At 68.9% G+C, this 15,158-nt stretch carries 22 protein-coding genes; 11 read left to right on the forward strand and 11 right to left on the reverse strand.

Going from position 1 to position 15,158, the window contains the following annotated elements:
• Nucleotides 1-44: 44 nt before the first annotated feature.
• Nucleotides 45-1,736 carry a recombinase family protein gene (locus MQN93_RS00520; protein WP_242707814.1) on the forward strand — a complete coding sequence of 564 codons (1,692 nt, stop codon included), beginning with the start codon at nucleotides 45-47 and terminating at the stop codon, nucleotides 1,734-1,736.
• Entirely contained in the window at nucleotides 1,736-2,323 is a 588-nt protein-coding gene (locus MQN93_RS00525) for an HNH endonuclease (RefSeq protein WP_242707815.1), read from the forward strand. Before MQN93_RS00520 ends, MQN93_RS00525 begins: the two co-directional genes overlap by 1 nt.
• Nucleotides 2,324-2,405: 82 nt before the next feature.
• Here the strand turns inward: MQN93_RS00525 and MQN93_RS00530 are convergent, their stop codons facing one another.
• Genes MQN93_RS00530 through MQN93_RS00540 form a run of 3 tightly spaced genes read right to left on the reverse strand, consistent with a single transcriptional unit; the run spans nucleotide 2,406 to nucleotide 3,015 of the window.
• Complete coding sequence (locus MQN93_RS00530) at nucleotides 2,406-2,630, reverse strand: hypothetical protein (RefSeq protein WP_242707816.1); 225 nt, start codon at nucleotides 2,628-2,630, stop codon at nucleotides 2,406-2,408.
• On the reverse strand, nucleotides 2,627-2,812 hold the full coding sequence (locus tag MQN93_RS00535) for a hypothetical protein (protein WP_016432135.1): 186 nt from the start codon (nucleotides 2,810-2,812) through the stop codon (nucleotides 2,627-2,629). Before MQN93_RS00535 ends, MQN93_RS00530 begins: the two co-directional genes overlap by 4 nt.
• Nucleotides 2,809-3,015, reverse strand: a complete 207-nt coding sequence (locus tag MQN93_RS00540) for a hypothetical protein (protein ID WP_242707817.1) — start codon at nucleotides 3,013-3,015, stop codon at nucleotides 2,809-2,811. Before MQN93_RS00540 ends, MQN93_RS00535 begins: the two co-directional genes overlap by 4 nt.
• 191 nt (nucleotides 3,016-3,206) lie before the next feature.
• On the opposite strand from MQN93_RS00540, the gene MQN93_RS00545 reads away from it, so the two are divergent.
• Nucleotides 3,207-3,950 (forward strand): DUF6879 family protein, encoded by a 744-nt coding sequence (locus tag MQN93_RS00545; RefSeq protein ID WP_242707818.1) that lies wholly within the window; start codon nucleotides 3,207-3,209, stop codon nucleotides 3,948-3,950.
• Nucleotides 3,951-3,969: 19 nt separating this feature from the next.
• Nucleotides 3,970-4,821: a helix-turn-helix domain-containing protein gene (locus MQN93_RS00550; RefSeq protein WP_242707819.1), complete on the forward strand. Its 852-nt coding sequence runs from the start codon at nucleotides 3,970-3,972 to the stop codon at nucleotides 4,819-4,821.
• A 231-nt stretch (nucleotides 4,822-5,052) separates the two neighbouring features.
• Here MQN93_RS00550 and MQN93_RS00555 read toward each other — a convergent pair whose 3' ends face one another.
• Complete coding sequence (locus MQN93_RS00555; RefSeq protein ID WP_242707820.1) at nucleotides 5,053-5,487, reverse strand: ASCH domain-containing protein; 435 nt, start codon at nucleotides 5,485-5,487, stop codon at nucleotides 5,053-5,055.
• Nucleotides 5,488-5,565: 78 nt separating this feature from the next.
• Here MQN93_RS00555 and MQN93_RS00560 point away from each other — a divergent pair, with 78 nt between their 5' ends.
• Nucleotides 5,566-5,826, forward strand: coding sequence for a hypothetical protein (locus MQN93_RS00560; protein WP_242707821.1), 261 nt, complete (start codon nucleotides 5,566-5,568; stop codon nucleotides 5,824-5,826).
• A 105-nt stretch (nucleotides 5,827-5,931) separates the two neighbouring features.
• Here the strand turns inward: MQN93_RS00560 and MQN93_RS00565 are convergent, their stop codons facing one another.
• The 6 genes from MQN93_RS00565 to MQN93_RS00590 form a co-directional block, all read right to left on the reverse strand.
• A complete protein-coding gene (locus MQN93_RS00565) occupies nucleotides 5,932-6,885 on the reverse strand; it encodes a hypothetical protein (RefSeq protein ID WP_242707822.1) in 954 nt (317 codons plus the stop codon).
• Nucleotides 6,882-8,123, reverse strand: coding sequence for a hypothetical protein (locus tag MQN93_RS00570; protein WP_242707823.1), 1,242 nt, complete (start codon nucleotides 8,121-8,123; stop codon nucleotides 6,882-6,884). Before MQN93_RS00570 ends, MQN93_RS00565 begins: the two co-directional genes overlap by 4 nt.
• Before the next feature lie 78 nt (nucleotides 8,124-8,201).
• Complete coding sequence (locus MQN93_RS00575; protein ID WP_242707824.1) at nucleotides 8,202-8,408, reverse strand: hypothetical protein; 207 nt, start codon at nucleotides 8,406-8,408, stop codon at nucleotides 8,202-8,204.
• Nucleotides 8,405-8,785, reverse strand: coding sequence for a hypothetical protein (locus MQN93_RS00580; protein WP_242707825.1), 381 nt, complete (start codon nucleotides 8,783-8,785; stop codon nucleotides 8,405-8,407). The genes MQN93_RS00575 and MQN93_RS00580 overlap by 4 nt, the downstream gene beginning before the upstream one ends.
• A complete protein-coding gene (locus MQN93_RS00585; RefSeq protein WP_242707826.1) occupies nucleotides 8,782-8,958 on the reverse strand; it encodes a hypothetical protein in 177 nt (58 codons plus the stop codon). The genes MQN93_RS00580 and MQN93_RS00585 overlap by 4 nt, the downstream gene beginning before the upstream one ends.
• The gene (locus tag MQN93_RS00590) at nucleotides 8,955-9,791 is read right to left on the reverse strand and encodes a helix-turn-helix domain-containing protein (RefSeq protein ID WP_242707827.1); all 837 of its coding nucleotides are present in this window, start codon (nucleotides 9,789-9,791) and stop codon (nucleotides 8,955-8,957) included. The genes MQN93_RS00585 and MQN93_RS00590 overlap by 4 nt, the downstream gene beginning before the upstream one ends.
• Before the next feature lie 388 nt (nucleotides 9,792-10,179).
• Here MQN93_RS00590 and MQN93_RS00595 point away from each other — a divergent pair, with 388 nt between their 5' ends.
• The 6 genes from MQN93_RS00595 (at nucleotide 10,180) to MQN93_RS00620 (ending at nucleotide 14,657) form a co-directional block, all read left to right on the forward strand.
• Nucleotides 10,180-10,392 (forward strand): hypothetical protein, encoded by a 213-nt coding sequence (locus tag MQN93_RS00595; RefSeq protein WP_242707828.1) that lies wholly within the window; start codon nucleotides 10,180-10,182, stop codon nucleotides 10,390-10,392.
• A complete protein-coding gene (locus MQN93_RS00600) occupies nucleotides 10,389-10,676 on the forward strand; it encodes a hypothetical protein (RefSeq protein WP_242707829.1) in 288 nt (95 codons plus the stop codon). Before MQN93_RS00595 ends, MQN93_RS00600 begins: the two co-directional genes overlap by 4 nt.
• Complete coding sequence (locus MQN93_RS00605; RefSeq protein WP_242707830.1) at nucleotides 10,673-10,990, forward strand: hypothetical protein; 318 nt, start codon at nucleotides 10,673-10,675, stop codon at nucleotides 10,988-10,990. Before MQN93_RS00600 ends, MQN93_RS00605 begins: the two co-directional genes overlap by 4 nt.
• Before the next feature lie 98 nt (nucleotides 10,991-11,088).
• On the forward strand, nucleotides 11,089-13,323 hold the full coding sequence (locus MQN93_RS00610; RefSeq protein WP_242707831.1) for a bifunctional DNA primase/polymerase: 2,235 nt from the start codon (nucleotides 11,089-11,091) through the stop codon (nucleotides 13,321-13,323).
• Nucleotides 13,324-13,587: 264 nt separating this feature from the next.
• Nucleotides 13,588-14,322 carry a hypothetical protein gene (locus MQN93_RS00615; RefSeq protein WP_242707832.1) on the forward strand — a complete coding sequence of 245 codons (735 nt, stop codon included), beginning with the start codon at nucleotides 13,588-13,590 and terminating at the stop codon, nucleotides 14,320-14,322.
• 2 nt (nucleotides 14,323-14,324) lie between these two features.
• The gene (locus tag MQN93_RS00620; RefSeq protein WP_242707833.1) at nucleotides 14,325-14,657 is read left to right on the forward strand and encodes a hypothetical protein; all 333 of its coding nucleotides are present in this window, start codon (nucleotides 14,325-14,327) and stop codon (nucleotides 14,655-14,657) included.
• Nucleotides 14,658-14,775: 118 nt separating this feature from the next.
• On the opposite strand, the gene MQN93_RS00625 is transcribed toward MQN93_RS00620, so the two are convergent.
• On the reverse strand, nucleotides 14,776-14,964 hold the full coding sequence (locus tag MQN93_RS00625) for a hypothetical protein (RefSeq protein ID WP_242707834.1): 189 nt from the start codon (nucleotides 14,962-14,964) through the stop codon (nucleotides 14,776-14,778).
• Nucleotides 14,965-15,158: the final 194 nt, after the last annotated feature.

Raw genomic sequence — 15,158 nt, forward strand, 5'->3', positions numbered from 1 at the left:
TAGCGCGTGAGCGCGGAGCGCAGGGCCCGCGGGGGTGCCGCGGGGTGTCGGGCGCGCGCGGGGCAGGTCCGTCGCGGACCGCCTTAGTTCGGCTCCCCCTCCTCCGCGCCCCGTCCCGCCGACTGCAAGTCCGCGTCCAGGGCCGACAGGTCGGTGTTAAGTCCCAGGGCGTATTATTTGGTATGGCGACCAAGACCACGAACTCCCCGCTCAGGGCAGTGATTTACACCCGCATCAGCCACGACCCGACCGGCAAAGCCGAAGGGGTCACCCGCCAGGAAGAGGCATGCCGGAAGCTCGCCGCAGATCTCGGCTGGCGCGTCGTTGCGGTCAAGACGGACGACGACCTGACCGCGATCGGCAAGCGAGGCCAGCGGGCCAAGCGCCCCGCGTTCGCGGCGCTGCTCGACATGCTGTCCGCCCGCGAGGCCGACGCCGTCCTCGTCTGGCACACCGACCGCCTGTACCGGCAGGCCCGCGACCTCGAACCGCTCATCGAGATCGTGGACCGCACGCACGCTGTGATCCGGCCGGTCCAGCAAGGCGAACTTGACCTCGCTACGGCCTCCGGCCGGATGATCGCTCGTATCCTCGCCAGTGTGAGCACGCACGAGGTCGAGCACGCGATCGAGCGCATGAAGGCCAAGCACGAGGCGAACCGCCGCGCCGGGATCAACCACGGTGGCGGCCGTCCCTTCGGGTACAAGGCCGTGAAGCCGAAGGCGAAGGGCGAAACCCCCGACGTCCCTCAGGTCGACCCTCGTGAGGCGAAGCTGATCCGCGAGGCGGCGAACGCGGTACTCGCGTACGCCGCCGACCCGAAGACCGGCATGACGCTGACCGGCATCTGCAAGTCGTGGAACGCCCGGGGGATCAAGTCCCCGCGCGGTAAGGAGTGGTCGATCCAGTCGCTGAGGGGAGCGCTGCTGTCGCCCCGGATCGCCGGACGCGTCGCGCACAAGGGCGAAGACGTCGGCCCCGCTCAGTGGGACGCGATCATTGACCTCGACACGTGGCGGTCTGTGAAGCGAGTCCTGACCGACACGTCGCGGCGCTCCGGCAGTGAGGTCAGCCGCGAGCCGAAGTACCTGGGCTCCGGCCTGTACCGCTGCGGCCGTGACGGCTGCGGGGCCGTGGTCCGCCCCGGCGGTGCCCGTGCCGGTCAGCGTCAGCAGTACCGCTGCACGGCCAGCGCACATCTGATCAGGACCGCCGAGCCGATCGACGACGCTGTGGAGATCGCGATCGTCGCCAAGCTGGTGCACGATGCGCCGATCGTCGCACCGAAGCAGGCTCCGGCTGGACTCGACGTGAACGAGCTGAGCACTCAGCGCGCCGCACTCACGATGCAACTGGACTCGCTGGCCGAAGAGTTCGCGGACGCCGACGAGGTGGAGACCGCGCTCTACCGTGCCAGGGCCCGCAAGCTCAGGGAGAAGATCACGGCCGTCGAGCTGGAGATCACCGACGCACAGACCTGGGCTGCTGCTGCCAGCGAGCCGGGCCCGTTCGACGACATAGACCGCACGGCGCTGCTGTGGGCGTACACCGAACACCCGGACGTGGCGCTGACTCTCTGGCGTGAGACGTACTCGCTCGCGCGGCGCCGGAAGATGCTCGATGCACTCGCGGTCGTCACGCTGAAGCCCGGCCGTCGGGGTCGTCCGGCAGGCGTCGCAGCGGGCGGTCTCGACCCTCAGTCGATCGACATTGACTGGAAGGACTGGGTGAAGTGATGGCGCTTCGTCGGTACGTCGTCGTGAACGGCTACGAGACCCGGTGCTCTCGCGAGCACATCGAGAACTGGCTGCACCGGCCCTTCGAGATCGTCAGGTACAGCGGCAAGACGCATCACAGCGAGAGCGACGGCATCCCCGCCCGGGACAGGACGCTTCTGCTCCTCGATCTGCTGCCCTACTGGGTGCAGATCCCGGAGATCACTCAACTCCGGCTGTTCGCGCCTCCGAAGCCGGACGAAGAGGCCATGCTCCGCTGCGCCGACGGCATCGAGCAGTGCTACGCCTGCGCTCGGGGCAGCGAGCAGGCGAAGTACCTGCGGAACCGTGCTGCTCTGCTGGCCGATGGCCCTGCCTGTGTGTACTGCGTGGCTCCGGCCACGACCGCTGATCACGTGATCCCGCAAGCGCGGGGCGGCACACACGACCTGGACAACCTCGTCCCGGCGTGCGGGCCGTGCAACACCGCGAAGAACAACCGCACGCCCGACGAATGGCGAGCAGGCATAGCGACCCGCGCAGTTTCCCGGCGGGCGCGGGCCGCTCGTCTCGACTCGACGGGGGAGGTCGACACGACCATCGCCTGACGACCGCGCACACGACGAAGCCGCCCCGCATCGCTGCGCGCCGAAGGATCGGCAACGGGGCGGCTTCGTGCTGGGGTGGGCGCTATCTGGCAGCCGCCTGCGCGACCCAGATGCGGGTCATGATCCTCAGAAGATCAGGGTCGATCAGCTCGACGTCGTCGGCGTGCTCGCGGTGCGCCCAGACGTCCCAGCCAGGACCGCTGTTGCCCGTCTCGTGCATGACGATCACGCCGTCGGCGGGGTCGGTGATCTCTTCGTCGCAGGCGCGGCAGATCCGAAGGCTGGCCTCCGGCCCGAGGCGAGTCACGACGCACCGCCGGACCAGTGACACCCGCAGCCGCATCGCTTGATCAGGAGCAGGCCATTCGAGTGCGGCAGCGGGACGTCCGTAATCTGCCTGCATTCGCGGTGCAGATCTTCGTACTCCGGCCGCTGAGCGAGGGTGCACTCTGCACTCAGCGTCACCTCGTCGGCGGTGGTCGTGCTCATGAGTCGCACCCCCGCCGGAGGACATCAGCGAGCCTCAGCGCGACGTCGGCGCGCACCCGGCCCAGGTTGATCAGGTTCAAAGCAGGGGAGGCCGTGTCGGCTCCCAGGGACGGCAGGACGATTCCCGCCGCCGTCAGCGCTCCGCGTAGCACTTCGACCGCCTCTGTGGCTTCGGTCGTGCCCGACTTCTGTGCAGTGGTCATGAACTCAGCGTTGGCCTGCGGGAGTTCTGGGCGACAGCAGATATTCGCCGTTATTCTCAGGAGGCAGCGACTTATACCCGAGGATGCTCACGCGGCGGCAGGGAGGCCATAGCCGCGCCGGACACCCCGGCGACAAGATCTGAAGCGCACAGCGATCGAGTGACGGAGCACGGCTCGACACGGGAGGGCACATGACGCGCAACATCCGCTTCAACGGCACCGGCAGCGGGGACACCGGCTGCCCGTCGATCCACGAGGACGTCGACACAGGCCAGGTGATCGTCCACGGCCCGCCGCTGACCGACCCGGCGGACGTCGCTCAGCTCCAGCACCTCGGGCCGGACGAAGTCGCGATCATCGTCCCGCGCGAGCTGATCACCGATTGGGCGCCGAAGGACGCTACCCGGCAGGCGAAGATCATCGACCTCGACGCCTTCAACAGGCTGTTTGAGATCTTCGAGCACACCGCCTGGCGGCTGGAGACCCGGCGCCGGTACGCGTCCGACGAGTCGACCGAGACCTACGCGCAGTTCCTCGCTGAGGGTCGTGTCGACTGGGACATGAGCTCTTGGTACTGCGAGACGATCAGGCGCCAGACCGCCGCCGGGAAGACAGTCGCCCGCGTCCGGCTGGTCGACGACCCGCCGACCGCCGGTCAGCGCTACCTGTTGATCAACGCTGAGCGGAACACCGAGCTCGGGGAAGACATCCGGACCCTGCGCCGCGCGGACGCCGACCGGCTGAAGCTGGGCAACGAAGACTTCTGGATCTTCGACTCGCGTCTGGTCGCCCGGCTCAACTTCACCGACGCCGACGAGCTGACCGACGTGGAGCTGATCACCGAACCGGCCGAGGTGATCAGGTACGCGATGCTCCGTGACGCGGCCTGGCATCACGCCGTGCCGTTCCAGCAACTCGCAGCGGCCACCAGCTAGAAGGGCGGTCCGGGTACCGGTGACGACGGACTACCAGCAGGCACGCGAGGCGCTCGGGGTGCGTCTGCGCGAGCTCCGCATGTCCGCGCCGGAAGGACGTCTCACCGGTACCCGCCTCGCACAGCTCCTCGGCTGGCCACAGCCCAAGATCTCGAAGCTGGAGAACGGGAAGCAGACCGCCACGCCGGACGACTTGCGGGCCTGGGCCGACGCGACCGGCCAGCCCGACGCGTACGGCGAACTCCTGGCCCGGCTCAGGGGGTTCGAGTCCCACATCCGCTCATGGCGGCGACAGCTCGCCGCCGGGCACCAGCCGGTGCAGCAGACGATCGCCGCCGAGTACGAGCGCTCCGCCGTCGTGCACGGCTTCGAGTCCGTCACCGTGCCGGGCATCCTCCAGACCGCCGACTACGCCCGGCACGTCTTCAACCGGTACGCGGAGCTCCAGCGTTCGCCCCGGGACACCGAGGCGGCCGTGCGCGCCCGCCTGAAGCGGCAAGAGTTTCTCTACGAGGCGAACAGGCGCTTCGAGATCCTGATCGGCGAGACCGCCCTTCGGTCGCTGATCTGCCCGCCCTCGGTGCTCGCCGCACAGCTCGACCGCCTCGCCGGGCTGATCGGCCTGGACACGGTCCGGCTCGGGATCATCCCGTTCACGGCCTCGCTGAAGATCCCGCCGACCGGCGGCTTCTGGGTGCATGACGAGCGCCTCGTCATGGTCGAGGTCTGGCACGCAGAGCTCTGGATCGACGACAGCGACTCGATCGCGCTCTACCTGCGGACCTGGCGCACGCTGCGGGAGTCGGCCGTGTTCGGCACCGACGCCCAGAACCTGATCAGCCGCGCCCGCCGGGAGCTCAACGTCACCTAGACCCGAAAGGCTTCGGGTCTGGACGCCTGACGCGTGCACGCTGAGGCGCACCGACTGAGCAGCGAGGGAGCTGAGCCGGCGAATACGTCCGGCCGGATTAAGTAAAGGCCCGGCTGGTGAGCACTGCCGCCAGTCGCACTCGGCCCGCTCCCTGCGTCCCTCGCTGAAGTCGTCCGTCCCGCTGCGAGGTTGGCGCCTGGCGGCACCGCCCCCGCTCCCCGGTACGACGTGTCACCCCGCACTCTGCGGAGCCGCCAGAGCCGCAACCACGGCTTCGGGCTCCGGCCGCCACAGCCCGAGGCGTCCGGTCGCGCTGATCGGCTCCGGCAGGGCGGTGATCCCCTCCAGCACCCAGTGCCAGGCGCCGTGCTCGCCCCACCGGTCGGCACAGCACCCCTCGCCCAGGTGACACGTCACCCTGTCGACGACGGCGACGATCGCCCCGTACCTGATCGGCCAGCCTTCGAGCGCTTCGCGGACGCCGGGCACGGCCCAGCCGTCGCGGTCGTCCTTCGTCCCGGCGTGGATCAGCAGCGGCCCCGCGAAGGCTGCGGGCAGTGCCCATGACCGGTTCTCCACCGGCTTCAGTCCGGCGGCGATCAGCGCCGCCCAGGGCTGCCGGACGGTCAGGGCGCGAGCGAGCACTTCGTGCCTGCGGATCGTCATGCGCTCAGTCTCGCGGAGAGATCTTGGCCCTTCGAGTGCGATCGTGGAGACGGCGTGGGCCAGTTGAAGGGAGCTCACATGTCGACAGTCATCCGGTCCCGGAACAGGCGCACCGCCGCGCCGACCCTGCCCGAGCTCGTGATGCGGCACCTCCGCCAGCGCAAGGGCGCCGGACTGCCCGGCCGGTCGCTGTGGGCGCTGGGCGCCGCCCTGGGCACCGACGGTGAAGCACTGCGCCCGGTGCTCGCCCGGCTCGAAGAGCGCGGCCTGATCGTCCAGGAGAAGGCGGCCCCCTCCCGGGACCGCGAGCGCCCCGCACCGACCTGGCGGGCGCTGTAGCGCCTCAACGCATGCGAGGGGCCGGGAGGTTCGCGCCTCCCGGCCCCTCAGTGGATGCCCGGTACGAGTCACTGCCCGGCGGCTGACGGGCCGCCAGGCGAGCGCTCAGCCGCTCCCGTTCACCCGGTGCAGCCGCACCATGCGCTTGACCGTCTCGGGGTTCGCGTCCGGCCGGTCGGCCCGCACTTCGGCGAGCACGGCCGCCGGGTCGGTGATCCCCTCGTCCATGACGCTCTGCACGAGCTCCTTGATCGATCCGGATCGCGGAACGAAGTGCTCGACAGGTCCGGATCCGATCCGCCGGACCGGATCCGCCCGGGATCCGGATCCGGAGCGATCCGGCTGCTGTGATCCGGATCCGGATTCCGCCCCGTCGTCGATCGCGTCGGCGAGCGTCTCAGCGAGCGCCTTGCGAGTGATCCCCTGCGCGTCCCAGGCGACGGCCGTGAGCGATCCGGATTCCCGGAGCGCTGCGGTCTCCTGCCGGATCCGGATCAGCTCCCTGTCGACGACCGTGAGCGCGAGCTCTTCGCCCGCACGGCTCCGGCGCTGCTGGACGATCTGGTAGCTCTCGTCCGACAGCGGGTGGGCCGTGATCATCATCATGACCGTCCACAGCCCCTTCGCGAGCAGGCTGATCACGGCTCCGATGATCCCGATCCAGAGCCCGGCGTGGAGCCGCCCCTCGGTGGCGATCGCGGTCATCGAGACGGCCAGCGCGATCCACCCGGCGGTGCGGGGGATCTTCGCCCGGTCGTCGTACTGCATGCTCCATTCGGCAGCCATGAGCACCGCCCAGGAGAGATCGAATGCCCCTGCCGCGAGGTACGCGACCCAAACCGGCGCGGCGAGCGCCAGCAGAGCACCGATCGACGTCACGGACCACGCCAGCGCGATGCCGACGACGAGAACGGTCGCGGCCGTGACCGCCCGCCGGACGGCGCGGTGCACGTCGAAGACGGAGATCACCTGACGGTCCACGTGCTTGTTGATCGTGAACGTCTCGCCGTCCCTGGTGACTTCGGTCGGCACCGAAGTGCGGATGTTCTTGATCTTCATCGGTCCTGCCCCTTCGGTGCGTCGGTGATCGGCTCCGCCGCCGACGGGATCGCGTACGTGCCTTCAGCCGTGCGTGTGATCACGCCCTGTTCGGTCATCCGGGTCAGCTTCCGCAGCACGCTCCCGGGGTTGCGATCGAGCGTCCGAGCCAGCGCCCGGGGGCCCGCAGCCCCGCCCAGGAGGGCGCGCTCGATCGCCTCCGCGAAGTCGTCGGTCCGGGGTGTTGCCGTTGCCGTTGCGTGCCTGTTCTCCCTGGTAGAAGACGTGGGTTCGATCCGGGCAACGGCAACGCCCGGCCGCGCGGGGACCTTGGTCAGGCACACGCGCCCCGGCCTGGCAGCGAGCGCCGCCGGGGACAGCCACAGCGCGAACAGGGGCCGTGCCGGGTGCCTGCGCCCCTTCTCGTGCACGAGCACCTGCCCGGCGCGGTCGAGCTTGTGGGCGCTGTACCCGGCGGTGGCGAGCTCCATGAGCGCGACCTGGTTGGCCTCTGCCGTCTGGAGCATGTGCACCAGTCGGCAGGTGAACTGATCACGCACCTCGCTGGGGACGCTCGACGTCTTCGGGTCCTGGAGCCCGGCCCAGACGTGGACGCCGAGTTCGCGCCCCTCCTGGACGACGGTGATCAGGTGCCGCAGGCCGGTCGCCGACAGCTCGTTGAAGATCCGGGACTCGTCGATGATCACGGCCCGGTGAGGGCGGTCGGCCATCTTCGCGCGGGCCGGGAACTCTCTGCCGACGAGGTCGGCGAGGCGCTCTTCGATCTCGGGCAGCGACTCGTACACCCGGGCGTGCGCCAGGTACGGGGCGCCGGTCGCGCCGAACTTGCCGTCCCAGACTTCGATCACCCAGTCGGGGCGTCGCTTCGCCCAGTCGGCGAGCACGCGGATCGTGCTCGACTTCCCGGATCCGGTCATGCCCACGGCGAGGATGTGCTGACCCGGATTGATCCGGACGGAGCGGCCGACGAACAGTCCGCGCCGGGCGATCCGGATCCGGCGTCCGCGACGCTGCGGGCGGTGCCGCATCAGCCGGAGGACGATCCGGTCCGGCAGGTGATCGTGGACGCGCTGCGAGATCGTCCGCGCGTTCTCGGACTTCGTCTTCGCGCGCTCGTGGCCGATCATGGCCCGCCGGGACTGACGCTCCTTGACGAAGATCCGCCACCGCATACGGGCGTAGAGCCATCCGCCGAAGAGGGCGGCCAGCGCGAGCAGAAACGCTATGGTGCCGATCATGGCTGAGGGGTCCTTTCCCTCGGTCTAGGCGGGCCGCCGGGCTGTGATCCCGAGCGGCTCGCCGCTGTTACTGGTGTTTCAGGTGAGAGGCCAGAGCCGGCCGTTTTCATCGCGCCGGATGACGCGCTGGTCGACCAGCGAGACGAGCCCGGCCCGGACGAGGTAGCGGTCCACGACCCTGGCCGCCGTCTCGTGCTCTTCGAGCGTCCAACCGGGGTGCTCGGCAACGAAGTTGGCGAGCCGGTTGCGCTGCCACGTGTTGAGGGTGAGGGAGTGATCAGTCACGACAGCAGTCCCGCCGCGCGCAGCTCGTTCGTGATCTCCCCAGCGACGTCCGGCGGCAGAGTCTTGAGGCGGTGCCCGATCTTGGCCGTCGGGCGCTCGCTGGGGAGCGTCCACGTCTTGAGCCCGTCCACGGCCGCGCGCAGATGCTCGGCACGGCGCAGGATCACCGACAGGTCGTCCACGGTGTGATCGAGAACCGACTTCGTCGGGCTCTGCCCGAGCTGCTCGCCGGTCGCGCGTTCGGCCATCGAGACGAGCTGACCGACGGCAGCGGCGTGCGTCTGCTGAAGGTCCTTGATCGCGAGCTCCAGGGCTTCGGCGACGCGCTCCGGCGGGAGGGTCTCGAAGACGTTCGGGAGGTCCATAGGGCCGTTCATGACTGCCTCCGCTTGTCGCCGACGAGCTTGATCGCGAGACCCGCCCGGACACGCCGTTGGTCGATCTGGCTGAGCTCGCCGTAGTGGACGAGACACGGCCGCACGAGGGCGCTGCCGCTCCATGTGCAGGCGCAAGCGGTATGCGTGTGGCCGTCGTCGCGCTTCGTGCTCATCGCTGCGCGCCCCGTTCGAGGCGCGCAGCGACGGACTCCAGGTGCCGGGCGATGTCCTCGTGGCCCGCCGCGCGCTTGCGGGCGGCCTCCTTCAGGTACCGCGCGCTCTCGGCCGTCCGGTTCGTTCCTGCCGCTGTGATCGCGAGGTCGAGACGCCGCGTCGCCCGGTCGGCGTCGGCGCGGGCCGCCTCGACCTCACGACGGCGGGCCGTCTTGTCGTCGTCGGCCCGGCGCTTCAGGTCGTCCTTCTTCACGTCGGCCCACAGCGCCCGGACCTGATCACGGTTCGCGCCCCACTCAGCGAGGTCACGAGCGCAGGGCTCCCCCAGCAGGACGCGGGTCGCTGCGTTGTCCGACGGGCTGATGCCGCCCCGGACGGCCGCGAGATCACGTGACCAGCACCATGCACAAGCCCCGGCAGTCTTCAGGGACTTGAGGTCGGCCAGCGTGTGGATGACCGCCGGGCCGAAGACGGCGACCGCGTCGTTGTCGAGCCGGTGAAGAGCGTCACGGCCCTTGGGGGTGTTCATGTACCGGTTGACGTCGTCCACGTCGCGGACCTGTTCGCGGCCGTCGGACAGAACGACCTTCGCGGGCTCCGGGGGCCAGATCGTGGCCCTGAGCTGTCGGGCGTAGGCGACGAGGTCGCGGTGTCGGTGGACGGCGTCGACCCTGCGCTTCGTCGCGACGGTCATCACCTCGCTGCGCGAGACGAGCTGACCGCGCGGCCCGGCCGACGCCGTGAGCGCGCCGCTCCTGATCAGCGAGTAGACGGTGGGCTTGCTGACGCCGAGTGCCCAGGCGGCGTGCTCGACGTTTATGAACTCATTCATTTATGCGCCCCGATTAAATCTAATGGCCCGTCAGATGAGCTTTATAAAGAAGCGTACACTGAACTCGTGGTGTGATCGCCATCAAGAAAAGGCCGGGCCTCCTCCCCCGGCCTTTTCGCTTCTTTACTATCTGGAAAATCCAGATAAGGGCTCAAAGTATGTGAGGTCGGCGAGCACTACGTTTTTATATTTAGTTTTGATCTGTAGGAACACACAAGAGATTTCGGGCAATCGGAGATCGATTCGAGGAATCCCGGACCTAGAATTGAACGCAGACGGCATCGGACGCCGGGCTTCGGCATAGGGAGAACGCCCGCCACTGTGCGGGGATCACGAGAGGTTTTCTCCCGTGCCACGTGCATACCGTCTTTCGCCCGAAGGGCGTGAAGTGCTCTCCGCCAACGCGGAGAAGGGCCAGAAGGCCGCCAACTCCGTCGACTCGTACGTCCGGCGCCTTGAGCGTCACGCCGACGAGCTGACGCCCGAACATATCGCCCGCCTCGCCGGGCTCGTCCTGCGCGATCAGCCGAACCGAAAGGCTGAACTTCCGGCGGAGAAGGCCGCAGAGCTGCGACGCCTGATCGGAGGCGGATCGCAGTGAGCACACATGAGAAAAGCCGCCCCCTGGGCAAGGGCGGCTCTCCCGAGAACGACGCATCCAACGTCACTTCCCAGGATACCGCTGTATTCGTCCCTCCGGCAGGAGGAAAAGACTGCTCGACGTACTACGTGCGCCTCTGCGATGGGCTCGCCGAGCGTCTCGAAGACCTCGCCAACCGACGCGGTGTGCTCCTCGAAGATCTCGCCGCCGAACTGATCGAGGACGGCCTGATCCGGGCCTCGCTGACCGAGAGCCTTCTCACGAGCTGGGAGGCCCGGTCATGAGCGACACCGAATTCGTGCAACGGGTCACCTCTTCCCGCAAGCCGGGACCCAAGCGCGACCCGCTGCGCGCAGAGCTGCGCGAGATGTTCCCGGAGTGGTCGGACCGGACCTTTGCCACCTACTGGAAGGGCATGACGGCACACCTTGATCTCGTAGCACGCGGTCTGATCACGGCCGCGTACATGCACGAGCTCCAGGCCACGGCCATCGATCGCGCCACCAAGCCGAACGGCGCCTTCAGCGTCGTCGGCTACGCGAAGGCGTGCGAGAACGGGGCGGCGGACATCCTCGCGAAGTTCGGGGGTGCGTCATGACTGAGACGCATGTGACTGGTGAGCCGGCCAGCATGATCCCTCCGGGCCGGAGGATCGAGAGCGCACTTCACGTCCCTGACGTCTCGGGGCTCGATCTCGTGAGCGCGGCTCTCGCGTACGCGGACGCGGGCTGGTACGTCGTCCCGCTCAGCACAGGCAAGAACGGCAAGCACCCCGGATCGCTCCTCGGCAAGTGCTGGCCGCAGAAGTCTTCCCGTGATCCCGAGCAGCTCCGAGCGTGGTTCGGCATCCACCGGCCGAGCACGCGAGGCATCGGCCTCCACGTCGGCAGGTCCGGCGCGGTCGCCTTCGATGTCGACGACGATTCCGCCGTGCCGGACGCACTGCGCGAGCTCCTCACCGGGGACGTGCCCTTCCAGTCGAGCCGGAGCAACCAGCCGGGGCGTGGCGCGTACGTGTTCGCGCTGCCGGAGGGCGTCATGCCCGGCAACGGACAGGGCGGCTTCAAGGGCGACTGGGGAGACGTCCGGGGCTACAACGGGATCATCGTCGTCGAGCCGTCGGGGCACCCGAAGGAGCACGACGGCGGCCGGTACGCCTGGCGACGTACCGGCGCGCTACCCGTCCTGCCGGACGCGGCCGTGGAGATGCTCAGCAAGGGCGGTGAACGCGGCCAGGCGGCGGCTCACGACGTCGTGGCGGGCTTCCTGAAGGAACACGTCACCGGAGACGGCACAGGGCGTCTGGGGGCTGTTCTGCGGCGTATCGAAGAGGCCGCGCCGGGCACTCGGCACGCCGCTGCGGTGAACGCCGCGTGCCAGCTCGCCCGCGAGGCGGCGGCGGGAGCGTACCCGGCTCAACTCGCGTACGACAACGGCCTGTCGGTGTTCTGCGCGTCGCTCAATGGCGAGGCCGGGCGTGATCCCGAAGGCGAGTGGGACAGCGTCTGGTCCTGGGGCGTCGGACAGATCACCGACGAGCGCGTGGCCGAAGTGCGCGAGCGCCTCGGGCAGTCGGCGACGACAGCGAAGGACCCCTTCGGCGTCGCCGACGACGCCGCGCCGGGCAGTACGCGTCTGCCGGACAGCTTCTGGCTGGCACGCCCCGAACTCACGCACATCAGGGACGCGGCATGGTCGCGCCGTGCAGCACCGGACCCCGTCCTGCACGGGGTGCTTGCCCGGCTGGCCGCATGTCTGAAGGCGGGGCTCCGCGTCGACACAGGGGTGGCTGATCCCGTCGCGCTGAACTACTACGCCGCGCTCGTCTCTGCCCCCGGCAAGGGGAAGTCGTCGTCCGCCGGGGTCGCGCGCAGGGTGCTGCCCACGCCGCCGTGGCTGGATGACGACTTCTTCGATCTCCCGCCGGGGACCGGTGAAGGCTACGGCGAAGCCTTCATGGGCAAGGCCGGGAACGGCGAGACGCACGCGAACGGCAAAGAGGTGATGGAGCGTCAGCAGGTCCGGCACAACGCGCACGCCCTGATCGACGAGGGTCAGCAGTTCGTGATCCTGCTCGCGGACCGGAAGGGGTCGACGCTCGGAGCGACGTGGCGAGCCATGTGGATGGGAGGTCCCTTCGGCAACCAGAACGCGAGCGAGGAGCGCCGCCGGAAGATCAGGAACCACTGCTTCGGGGCGGCGGTCAACCTCCAGTACGCCAACGCCGAGGCGCTGCTCTCCGACGACGAGACCGGCCTCGGGACACCCCAGCGACTCGTGTGGGTGCGTGCCGCGAAGGCGGGACGCCCTCCTGCGACGAAGTGGCCGGGCGCGCTGGACGTCGACTTCACGAACCTGCGTCACGACCCTGCGGAACCGGTCGCGGAGCACACGGACATCGTGACCGTCGAGGAGTCGCTGATCGAGCACATCCAGAACGAGGACGACCGCCGGTCGGATGAGGAAGTGTGGATCAACCCTCTCGATCAGCACGAGCCGATCCACCTGGTCAAGATCGCCGGGCTGCTGGCGGTGCTCTGCGGTGAGCGCGTGATCACCTGGGAGTTCTGGCGGCTGGCGGAAACCGTCTGGGCGACAAGCTGCGCGGTGCGGGCAGTGCTGCTCCGGCACAAGAACCGGACCGAGACCGAGCGTGCGGAGACGCGCACACAGATGCGTGTCGACACGGCGGTGCGGACCGAGATCGCCAAGGCTGAGGCTCTCGAAAGCCGCGACGTGCGGCGCGTCGCCAAACTGATCGCCAAGCACGTGCGCGCCGCCGGAGGGCCGGGCCCGAAGTCCACGGTGCGTACGGCGATTGCGGCACGGGATCGCAAGCATTTCGACGACGCCCTGAAACTCGCGGAGAACCACGGCTGGGTGCAGGTCGACGCCGACAAGCTCTCCCCGGGGGAGGTTCTGCCCGCATGATCGCTGCGCAGCCCTGTACACGCCCTGTACATGTACAGGGCTGCGCGCGAGTGTGCTTTTCCCTATCAAGAAAGTCGAAGATCTATTTCTATTTCTACAGGTCAGGGGCTTGCCGGGGAGAGAGCAAGATCACGCACAAGCGCAAGCGCGCATGTACAGGGATGTACAGGGCGCGAAATGTACAGGGCTAGTTGATCAAGAAGTCCGGTCCGAAATCAAGATCACTAACCCGGCGACCGCCGAACACTGAGAGGCGAACAGATCATGGGCGCACCACCCCAGGCCCGGCCGAACGCGGCGCAGCACGCGGAGCGGGACGCGAAGATCTACCGGCTGCGGATGCACGGCCTCACCGTGCGCGAGATCGCCGCCCAAGTCGATCTCGGCCCGACGCGCGTGCACGAGATCATCACCGAGGAGATCGCGGCGCACATCGGCCCCGTCGCCGAGGAGTACGCCGATCACCGCGAGGCGGAGCTTGCCGACTACCAGCGGCGGGCGAACGCGATCTACACCATGGCGGCCGACGCTGACACGAAGCTGAAGGCGATCGACCGGCTGGTGAAGATCAACGCCGAGCGCCGGAAGCTGCGCGGCGCCGACGCGCCGGAGGCGATGGAGGTCGCTCTGTCCCGGCGGCTCGACGCGGACGCGGAGATCACGGCGCAGGCCATCACAACCGCCCTGGAACGGCTGTCGCTTCCGCCGGACCGGATTGCCTACGCCCTCGAAGTCGCCGGGGCCGTGCTGGAGGGCGGCGAAGTGCCCGCGCCGGTCAGCTCCGGCCTGGGAGCAGCGCCCTACGTCGACAACGGCGCGCAGTACGTGGACGGCCCGCCCGGCTCCGGCCTCCGGTACCGCGTTGTCGCGACCGAGCGCCAGCCCGGCGAGCGCGCCGACGTCCCCGCCCTGATGCCCGCTCGGGCCGCCGACCCCGACGACGCAACCGATCTACTCGACGTGATCGACGCCGAGATAGCCGATCTTGAGGAGGACTGAGCATGGACATCGACGCGATCAAGAAACGGCTTCGCGAGCTCCGTGCCGACCCCCGCCGCCCTGGTGCGCGAGCAGAGGCGCAGCGCCTGCTCGGCGAAGTCACGAGGGCCCGCCAGAAGCAGGACGTCGCCGACATGCAGGGCCCGGCGGACCGCAGGACCGCGCACAGGCAAAACAGCGATCACCCCGTGCCGAAGGATCACGAGACGCGCAGGGATCAGCCTGCGTCCGAGGACCCCGCCGACGGCGAGCGGACGATCAGATGGGGCAATGACCACGTCCCGAAGAGCTGGGATCAGGCCGTAAGGGCGCGGCGCTCGATCTGGAGGCCGTAACGCTCTGAACTGCGGAAATGTAGATCGGACCTAGCCCCCTTGAATCCCCAGGCCGTGAGCGTCGCTGGCCTGGGGATTCAGCTTGTCGCGGGATGCTCGATCCCGGTCGCCTGCATAGTCATGCAGGCGCATCGTCGCAGCTCAGAGCGCTGCCGCGCTCCTGGGAATCCAAGGGTGAAAAACCCGCTTCTTCATGGAGATTGGACAGGTCTGCGTTGAGGGCTGCCATCAGTTCTTCCATCTGCTGGAGCAGCCCCTTGGGGCGGTCGGCGTCCTCGCCCTGTGGTGGGACGGAGTCTTCGGACATGGCGGTCTCCTCGGCCCGGGCCCCTCGGGAGGGCCGCACGGGTGACACCCCGGCGGCGACGGGCCGGGGCGGGCGCCGGGCTGTCCGGCTCCGCTCGGCCAACGATCGCCCCCGTGGCCGGTCACTGGCCCGGGCGTGCGCCGGGCGCGGCGTTGACGGATTTCACCCGACAGGGGACGGCGGGGCCGTAGGGG

This window comes from Streptomyces spinosisporus (genome assembly GCF_022698145.1).
GTDB lineage: Bacteria > Actinomycetota > Actinomycetes > Streptomycetales > Streptomycetaceae > Streptomyces > Streptomyces spinosisporus.